At 60.7% G+C, this 8,455-nt stretch carries 9 protein-coding genes; all 9 read left to right on the plus strand.

The features are described 5' to 3' along the window. Window positions 1–329: hypothetical protein (locus tag ABE459_RS24805; protein ID WP_323833970.1), on the plus strand; the 329-nt coding region annotated here is incomplete at its 5' end. Then, complete coding sequence (locus ABE459_RS24810) at window positions 260–676, plus strand: hypothetical protein (protein WP_323833972.1); 417 nt, start codon at window positions 260–262, stop codon at window positions 674–676. The genes ABE459_RS24805 and ABE459_RS24810, both read left to right, overlap by 70 nt. A gap of 8 nt (window positions 677–684) precedes the next feature. Then, window positions 685–1,032 (plus strand): immunity 8 family protein, encoded by a 348-nt coding sequence (locus ABE459_RS24815; RefSeq protein ID WP_323833973.1) that lies wholly within the window; start codon window positions 685–687, stop codon window positions 1,030–1,032. 378 nt (window positions 1,033–1,410) lie between these two features. Further along, complete coding sequence (locus tag ABE459_RS24820; protein WP_323833975.1) at window positions 1,411–1,965, plus strand: hypothetical protein; 555 nt, start codon at window positions 1,411–1,413, stop codon at window positions 1,963–1,965. Between the two features lie 323 nt (window positions 1,966–2,288). Beyond that, entirely contained in the window at window positions 2,289–2,936 is a 648-nt protein-coding gene (locus ABE459_RS24825; RefSeq protein ID WP_110992864.1) for a TetR family transcriptional regulator C-terminal domain-containing protein, read from the plus strand. Window positions 2,937–3,012: 76 nt separating this feature from the next. After that, window positions 3,013–3,729, plus strand: a complete 717-nt coding sequence (locus ABE459_RS24830; protein WP_232884501.1) for a response regulator — start codon at window positions 3,013–3,015, stop codon at window positions 3,727–3,729. Next, the gene (locus ABE459_RS24835) at window positions 3,726–4,490 is read left to right on the plus strand and encodes a transporter substrate-binding domain-containing protein (RefSeq protein ID WP_323833978.1); all 765 of its coding nucleotides are present in this window, start codon (window positions 3,726–3,728) and stop codon (window positions 4,488–4,490) included. Before ABE459_RS24830 ends, ABE459_RS24835 begins: the two co-directional genes overlap by 4 nt. Then, on the plus strand, window positions 4,487–6,739 hold the full coding sequence (locus ABE459_RS24840) for an ATP-binding protein (RefSeq protein WP_323833980.1): 2,253 nt from the start codon (window positions 4,487–4,489) through the stop codon (window positions 6,737–6,739). The genes ABE459_RS24835 and ABE459_RS24840 overlap by 4 nt, the downstream gene beginning before the upstream one ends. A 125-nt stretch (window positions 6,740–6,864) precedes the next feature. Further along, window positions 6,865–8,271: an amino acid permease gene (locus ABE459_RS24845; RefSeq protein ID WP_323833982.1), complete on the plus strand. Its 1,407-nt coding sequence runs from the start codon at window positions 6,865–6,867 to the stop codon at window positions 8,269–8,271. Window positions 8,272–8,455 lie beyond the last annotated feature (184 nt).

Consider the following 8,455-nt stretch of genomic DNA (forward strand, 5'->3'; position numbering starts at 1 on the left):
TGTTGCAGGAAAAAGTCAAAGCATTAAAGAAGGAGGGCAAGGTCGAGATCGCCGTTGTCATTGGTTTTGTCGTTGGACAGAGCAATGAAACTGCGATGCAGGAGATTGCGTTTGCATTGAGTCAAAAGTCCCAGTTTAAGCAAGGGCTCGGCAGGTGTTGCTGGGTGTGGCGACGGGTGGTGGTGGGCGAACGCCGAAGCATTCAGTCAGCCAGGGTGGTGGAAAGACAGGGCCTGCGGGGGGAACAGTTGACGGCGGGATGGCTGTTGGTGCAAAAGGTGGAGCTGTTAGTTCCGGCGCTGAAAATGCGTTCTTGTATCCAAAGCTGAAGGATCAACTGATACAAGAAAACCTGAGCAATATTGCGGCCCAGAACTCAAGGTTAGCTGCAGCTGCGAACGGCAGTGGAACGAAAAATCCGAATTTCTCTATAGGTCAAGGTACATCTTCCGAAGCTAATAAGTTGGGTAAAGCCTGGGTTGGAGATGGGGCGAAAAAAAGTGATGGGCTTGGTCTGATTAGCGCGGACGGTACTCGCGTATATAGGCCGCCAACACCTAAAGATTCATCCTTTGCAACGACGGGCGTGCAGGCCAACTTTGAAGTGTACAAAATCAACCCTGTAACAGGTCAGCGCGCAAAAGTGAGTAATGGCCATCTCGATGTGGCTGATTAGGAGGAGCGATGCTTGCCGTTATAAAAGGTATATCTAATGATGTTTTTGACATTGAAGCTTACCACCCTGAATGCGTAGATAATTTCTCTTTGAGTCTTCGTGTTCGAATTGGGCTTGACTACACGCAAGGGGCAGATGATTTTGAGCTTTTCATCTGCACTCCAAAGTGGCTAGAAGAGACAGTATGGGAGCCTCGTTGGGGGAGAGGTCTATTGATTGTTCGAGAATATAACTTTTCGACTATTAATGGGTTGATTCATGACTATGTGAGTCGCTGCGAGGGAGATAGCTGGGAAGCTATCGTGATACAGTTAAGAAAGGTATTTTGTTGGGAGTTTGATGATTACCAGGCCTAGTCTATAAGAGTGTTTATTTAACACCGGTCATGCGCCGGTGTTTTATTCCCTGCTTACTGCAAAATTTCCCTTCCTTCGCTACTCGCCTTAGTCGTGGCCTGAGCAATCAGAGCGTCGAGCATCTTTACCGAAGGCTACCCGGAATAGTTCAGGACAAATTGAGGCTAATGTTACTCAGGGCATTGCCATAAAAACCCTTGAGTCTAATTGTTATAAGAAAACAATTTCTAAGGATGGCGCGGTTGTTGTATTGACTAATGGTGAGAAGATATACCGATTTTATCCGTCCTCGACGTCTACTGGGCAACCCTTCGCGTCGTTGATTATAGACGGGATGAAAAAGCCGGCTGCGAAAATTAGGTTTATAGGGGGGTAATGATGACTATTTCAAAAATTGAAAATGAAGAAATGGTTCTTTTGCTTGATAGGCTGTCAGGTGTCATTGGTTTTAATAAAGACTTGCCGATGAATGTATTTGTTGGTGGTGGATTTTTGTTTTGGTTTTTTGAGAGGCCCTTGCTGTGTTCTTTTGAGGTTTTTGAGGGGTTGATATTGCAGAGTGTCTCCAGTTTTAAGTCGAGCGTATTTGTAAAATTTTCAGGAGGTGAATTGTTGGAAAGCTCTTGTTTTTCCATTGATGGGGCTGATTTGGAGAGAGATGTTTCTTGGTTGAATAAAAGGTTTGAAAGTTTTTTTGAAGGGGCGGTTGGTTACCCAATTGCTATATGCGATAGCGTATGCAATTGGGTTGCATTTGAGAGCGCGCATGAGGAATTTGGTGTTATAGCTGTGAAGAAGTCAGAGCTTCAAAAGGGGTTTTGTGAGTATTTGAACTCAAACTTTATCTCGATGGATGAGTTGGTGGGGCTGGCATCCGGACCCTCCGCGGAGGGTGCAATTGCAAAAGCTCTAGTTTCTTCCTATTGTGGTTAGTTGGTGCAAAAGATGGTGGCATCATCAGAACTGGGCCTAAACAATGTTGTTACGCTTGCTGGACAAGGTGGCGCCGGGCTATCGCGATTGAACAACTGTCTTGCAGTGCTTGTACTGGCCTCATCGCTGGCAAGCCAGCTCCCACAAGGGATGCGTATGACTTGAAGTGATCGCGGTCGAGGTGGGAGCTGGCTTGCCAGCGATGAAGCCAGGATAGGCAGCACAAAACATTGGCCCCCAAAGGCTTTTGTACACGGGGTATCGCCAGTTGTCGGACTTGCTATACAGTCGTTCAACTGCATATTCCGCCACGAGACCCACCCATGTCCCAGGAAGCCCGCTTCAGCCGCATGCTGCCCGAACTGCGCAAGGCCAATCTGGTCGAGGCCACCCTGGCCTGCCTGAAACGCCATGGCTTCCAGGGCGCCTCGATCCGCAAGATCTCCGCCGAGGCCGGCGTGTCGGTCGGCCTGATCAGCCATCACTATTCCGGCAAGGACGAACTGGTCGCCGAAGCCTACATGGCCGTCACCGGCCGGGTGATGCAGCTGCTGCGCGAGGCCATGGACCAGGTCGCGCCCAACGCCCGCGAGCGCCTGTCGGCGTTCTTTCGTGGCTCGTTCAGCGCCGAACTGCTCGACCCGCAACTGCTCGACGCCTGGCTGGCCTTCTGGGGCGCGGTGAAAACCGCCGAGGCGATCAACCAGGTGCACGACCACTCCTACGGCGAATACCGCCGCGAACTGCGCAGCCTGCTCAGCGAACTGGCACGGGAGGAGGGTTGGCAGCGCTTCGACGCCGACCTGGCTGCCATCAGCCTGAGTGCGTTGCTGGACGGCCTGTGGCTGGAGTCGGGCCTGAACCCTGGCACCTTCACCCCGGCCCAGGGCGTGCAGATCTGCGAAGCCTGGGTCGACGGCCTGCAAGCCGGCGGTCGGCAACGCTTCACCCTGCCCGCCGAGGGCTGTTGATCGACCGTTCAGCAATCGCTAGTCTTGGCCCACTCTAATAAGAAACACGCCCACGGGCGACTCAGGACCAAACGCAATGACCTCTCGGGTACTGATCGTCGACGACGATCCGCTGATTCGTGATTTGCTCCAGGCCTACCTGTCCCAGGAAGGCTATACCGTCCACTGCGCCGCCACCGCGGAACAGGCCGAGGCGCTGCTGGCCGAGCAGCCGGTGGAGCTGGTGATGCTGGATATCCGCCTGCCCGGCAAGGATGGCCTGACCCTGACCCGCGAACTGCGGGTGCGTTCGGAAGTGGGGATCATCCTGATCACCGGCCGCAACGACGACATCGACCGCATCGTCGGCCTGGAATGCGGCGCCGACGACTACGTGAGCAAGCCGCTCAACCCCCGCGAGCTGGTGTCGCGGGCCAAGAACCTGATCCGCCGTGTGCGCCACGCCCAGGGCACCCGGCCCGCCACCCAGGCATCTGCCGCCCTCAAGCAGTTCGGGGAATGGGCGCTGGACTGCGACCGCCGCCGCCTGATCGATGCGCAAGGTGGCGAAACCCTGCTGACCCACGGTGAGTTCCAGCTGCTCAGCGTGTTCCTGCGCAACAGCGGCCATACCCTGAGCCGCGACCAGTTGATGGACCAGATCCGCAACCGCGAGTGGGTGCCCAACGACCGCTCCATCGACGTGCTGGTCGGGCGCCTGCGGCGCAAGCTGCACGACGACCCCGCCGAACCCGAGCTGATCATCACCATCCACGGCGCCGGCTACCTGTTCACCGCTAGCGTGGCCGCGTGATCCGGCGCCTGTTCGGCCTGCTGGTGGTGCTGCTGAGCGGTGCATTGCAGGCTGCCGAGGTCGTCCGTTACTGCGATTATCCGGTCTACCCGCCGGTGTCCTGGAGCGATGGCAAGCAACCGCGCGGCCTGGCGCCGACGGTGGTGCGCGAGCTGTTCGGGCGGCTGGGCTACCGGGTCGAGATGGTGGTGCTGGGCAACTGGCAGCGGTGCCTGCTGGACGCCGCCGAAGGGCGGGTGGACGTGGTGCTGGCCTACGCCTCGGAGCAGCGCGCCCAGGCCATGCGCTTTTCCACGGTGCCGGTGCTGCGCGAAGAGGTGGCGGTGTTTGCCAATCGCCAGCGGCCGCTGAAGTTTGCAACCCTCGAAGACCTGGCCCGGTACCGTGGCGGGCTGCTGTTCGGCGAAAGCTACGGCGCCGACTTCGACCGTTTCGTGGCGCGGCACCAGAACATCGAATGGGTCTCGGACAGCGGGCAGAACTTCGGCAAGCTGATCCGCGGGCGCATCGATTTCGTGATCCAGGAGCGGCGCACCGGCCAGCTGTTCGTCGAGCACCTGCCCGGTGCCCGGGACATCGTCGCGCTGGGGCCTGCGCTGAGTGTCGACTACCTGCGCGTGGCGGTGTCGCGCCACTCGCCCTTGAGTGAGCACATGAACGAGATCGACGCGCAGTTGCAGAAAATGACCGATGCCGGCGAGCTGGAACGCTGGCTGCATGAAAGCGAGGTCACCTACCGCGACATGGTCAGGCAGCCATGACCCGCCTGCAACCGGGTGGCCTGCTGCGTCGGCTGCTGCTGTTCATCCTGCTGTTCAGCCTGTGCTTCACGGTGCTGGCCAGCAGTGTGCAGCTGTACTTCGAGTACCGCCGCGAAATGCGCGACATCGATGGGCGCATGGAGCTGATTCGTGCCGGTTACCTGGCCAGCCTCGAGCGCAGCCTGTGGGACCTGAACCAAGAGCAGCTGAACGTGCAGTTGCGCGGGCTGGTGGACTTCTCCGATGTGGCGCGGGTACGCCTGAACAGCGACGATTTCACCTTGCAGCAAGGGGATCCGGCGCCAACGGGGCCGCTGCGGGTCGAGCGCTTTGCCCTGGATTTCCAGCCGCCTTCCGGGCCGGTGCGCCATCTGGGCGAGCTTGAGGTGAGCATCGACCTTGGCGCGGTGCACCGACGCTTGTTCACCACCGGCCTGACCAGCCTGCTGTGGATGAGCGTGTTCCTCTGCGGGCTGGCGCTGGCGCTGTCGGGGCTGTTCTATCGGCTGGTGACCCGCCACTTGCAGGTGATGGCCGACTTCGCCCGACGCATCGGTGCCGGGCAGTGGCATGAACCGCTGCGCCTGAACAAGCGCCGCTCAGCGTACCCGGACGAGATCGACAGCGTGGCACTGGCGCTGGACGACATGCGCCGGGCGATCCTCAGCGATATCGAGCGCCGCGAGACCGATCGCCTGGCCCTGCAGGACAACCGCGACGAGCTGCAGAAGCAGGTCGAGCGCCGCACCGCCAGCCTGCTGCGCGCCAAGGACGACGCCGAAGCGGCCAACCTGGCCAAGTCGCGCTTCCTCGCCACCATGAGCCACGAACTGCGCACGCCGCTCAACGGCATCCTCGGCATGGCCGAACTGCTGCGCGACGCCGGGTTGGCGGCGCAGGATCGCAAGCGCCTGGAGGCGCTGTACAAGGCCGGCGAAGGGCTGCTGGGCATCCTCAACGAAGTGCTGTATTTCGCCAGGCTCGAAGAAGGCGAAAGCCACCCGGAAACCGTCGGCTTCTCCCTGCGCCAGTTGTGCGAAGAAGTGCTGACGCTGCTCGAACCCCGGGCCCTGGCCAACGACAGCCTGGTGCTGTGCCGTATCGACCCACGATTGGCCGCGCACCAGCGCGGTGCCGAGCAGTACCTGCGCCAGGTGCTGAGCAACCTGCTGGCCAACGCGATCAAGTTCACCGAGGGCGGCGAGATCCTGGTCGAGGTAGAGGTGCTGCACGAGCAGGCCGGGCGCCAGCGCCTGCGGTTGAGTGTCAGCGACGATGGCATCGGTATCTGCGAAGCGATGCAGCCGAAGATCTTCGACCGCTTCGTCCAGGCCAGCGAGGCGGTGGCGCGGCGTTATGGCGGCACGGGCCTGGGGCTGGCGATCAGCAAGCACCTGGTCGAACAGATGGGCGGGCAGATCGGCGTGCGTAGCCGCGAGGGGGAGGGCAGTTGCTTCTGGTTCGAGCTCGACCTTGAGGCCGTGCAGCAGGCCGAGGCGCTGCCGGCTGGCGTTGCAAGCACGGCGCCGCTGGACATTCTGGTGGTGGAGGACGTGGCGCTTAACCGTGAGGTGGTGCGCGGGTTGCTGGAGCGTGACGGCCACCGGGTGTGGCTGGCCGAGGATGCCGAGCAGGGGCTTGAACTGTGCGCACAGCGGCGCTTCGACCTGCTGCTGCTGGATGTGCACCTGCCGGGCATCAGCGGCGTGGCGCTGTGCCGACAGGTGCGTGCGGGCGATACCGCCAATCGGGACACGCGCATTCTGGCACTGACCGCCAGTGTCCAACCGGGGCTGGTGCGCGCTTACCTGGATGCCGGCATGCAGGGGGTGCTGGGCAAGCCGCTCAAGCTTGCCAACCTGCGCCAGGCGCTGGCAGGCCAGGACCAGCAACAGCAACCGGCACCGGCTACCTGGCTGGACCACGACTTGCTGGATACCCACCGCACCCTGCTCGGCGCGCAGAAGCTGCAAGGCCTGCTGGCCGGTCTGCGAGACGCGCTGCACCAGCAGCGCCAGGCACTGCTTGAAGCGGTCGCGGCGGGTGACTGTACCGAGGTGACTCACCTGGCCCATCGACTGGCTGGCAGCAGCGATTCCATGGGATTTTGCGGGCTGGCCGCCACGTTGCGCAGCCTCGAAACGCACGCCCTGGCGCGGGATAAAACCGCGGTGCAGGCCATGGCCGCGTCGCTGACTGAGCAACTGCTGCGCGCCGAACACAGCCTGGCGGAACTGTTGGTCGCCTGAGCGACAAAAAACTTACGACTTTTTACATCTTCGATCTTTACGGTCAATCGGGCCTTACATCGCTTTCCAATAATCGGGGCAGCCGCTGCACACGCGGCCCTCAAGGCTTATTGGAGATAACAATAATGAAAGGCCGTAAAGCTGAAGGTATCCAACTCACACGGGCATTGAAGAGCCGGCACATCTTCATGCTCTCGCTCGGTGGCGTGATCGGCACCGGGCTGTTCATGGGCTCGGGCGTGACCATCAACCAGGGCGGGCCGGTGGGCGCGATCCTGGCTTACCTGGTGGCCGGTTTGCTGATGTACCTGGTGATGGTCTGCCTGGGCGAGCTGTCGGTGCAGATGCCGGTGTCCGGCTCGTTCCAGGCCCATGCGACGAAATTCATCGGCCCCGCCACCGGCTTCATGATCGGCTGGGTGTACTGGATGAGCTGGGCCACCACCGTGGGCCTGGAGTTCACCGCCGCCGGCATGTTGATGGAACGCTGGTTCCCCGGCGTGCCGATCTGGTACTGGTCGGCGCTGTTCGTGGCGGTGCTGTTCGGCATCAACGCGCTGGCGACCCGTGCCTTCGGCGAGGCGGAATACTGGTTTGCCGGCATCAAGGTGGCGGCGATTCTCGGCTTCATCATCGTCGGGGTGCTGGTGATCTTCGGCGCCATCCCGCTGACCAGCGGGGCACCGGCGCCAATGATGAGCAACCTGATCGGTGAATCGCTGTTCCCCAACGGCCTGTCGGCGGTGTTCGCGGTGATGATGACCGTGGTCTACGCCTTCCAGGGCTGCGAGATCATGGGCGTGGCGGCGGGTGAAACCGACCAGCCGGAAAAGAGCATTCCGCGGGCGGTGCGCAACGTGGTGTTCCGCGTGCTGATCTTCTATGTGCTGGCCATCGTGGTGCTGTCGGCGATCGTGCCCTGGCAGCAGGCTGGGCTGATGGAAAGCCCGTTCGTGCAGGTGTTCGACATGGTCGGCATCCCCTATGCGGCGGACCTGATGAACTTCGTGATCCTCACCGCGATCCTGTCGGTGGGCAACTCGGGGCTGTATGCCTCCACCCGTATCCTCTGGGCGATGTCCAAGACCGGCATGGCGCCCAAGAGCCTGACGCCGCTGAGCAGCCGTGGCGTACCGCTGCGCGCGCTGTTCATCACCTTGTGCTTCGCGCTGATCTCGCTGATGACCAGCTTCGTCGCGGCAGACACCTTGTTCATGGTGCTGATGGCGGTGAGCGGCATGTCGGGGACGGTGACCTGGATCGTGATTGCCCTGGCGCAGTACCGCTTCCGCCAGCAGTTCCTGCGCGAGGGCGGGCAGGTGAGCGACCTCAAGTACCGTGCGCCGCTGTACCCACTGGTGCCGTTGCTGTGCATCACCCTGTGCAGTTCGCTGTTTGTGTTTTTGGCGATGGATGAGACCCAGCGGCCTTCGTTGTATTGGGGCTTTGGGTTTATTGCGCTGTGTTATGCGGCGTATTTCGTGGTGCAGCGTCGGCGCCAGGGGGGGGTGGTGGAAGTGCCGGTGGTTTGAGGGGGGGTTGGTAGGTGTTCGCCTGGGAATTGGGTGAGGGCCACCAGGTGTCCGCCGGTGATTTTGCAGCGCCCTCAAGATCGAGCGCCGCCCGCGCGGCGCATCGCTGGCAAGCCAGCTCCCACATTTGTTTCGGGCCAATTATGCCTGTGAGGGTACCGCTGCCCGCCTTGGTGCATGTCTC

The sequence above is a fragment of the Pseudomonas sp. TWI923 genome, assembly GCF_039673365.1.
Taxonomy (GTDB): domain Bacteria; phylum Pseudomonadota; class Gammaproteobacteria; order Pseudomonadales; family Pseudomonadaceae; genus Aquipseudomonas; species Aquipseudomonas sichuanensis.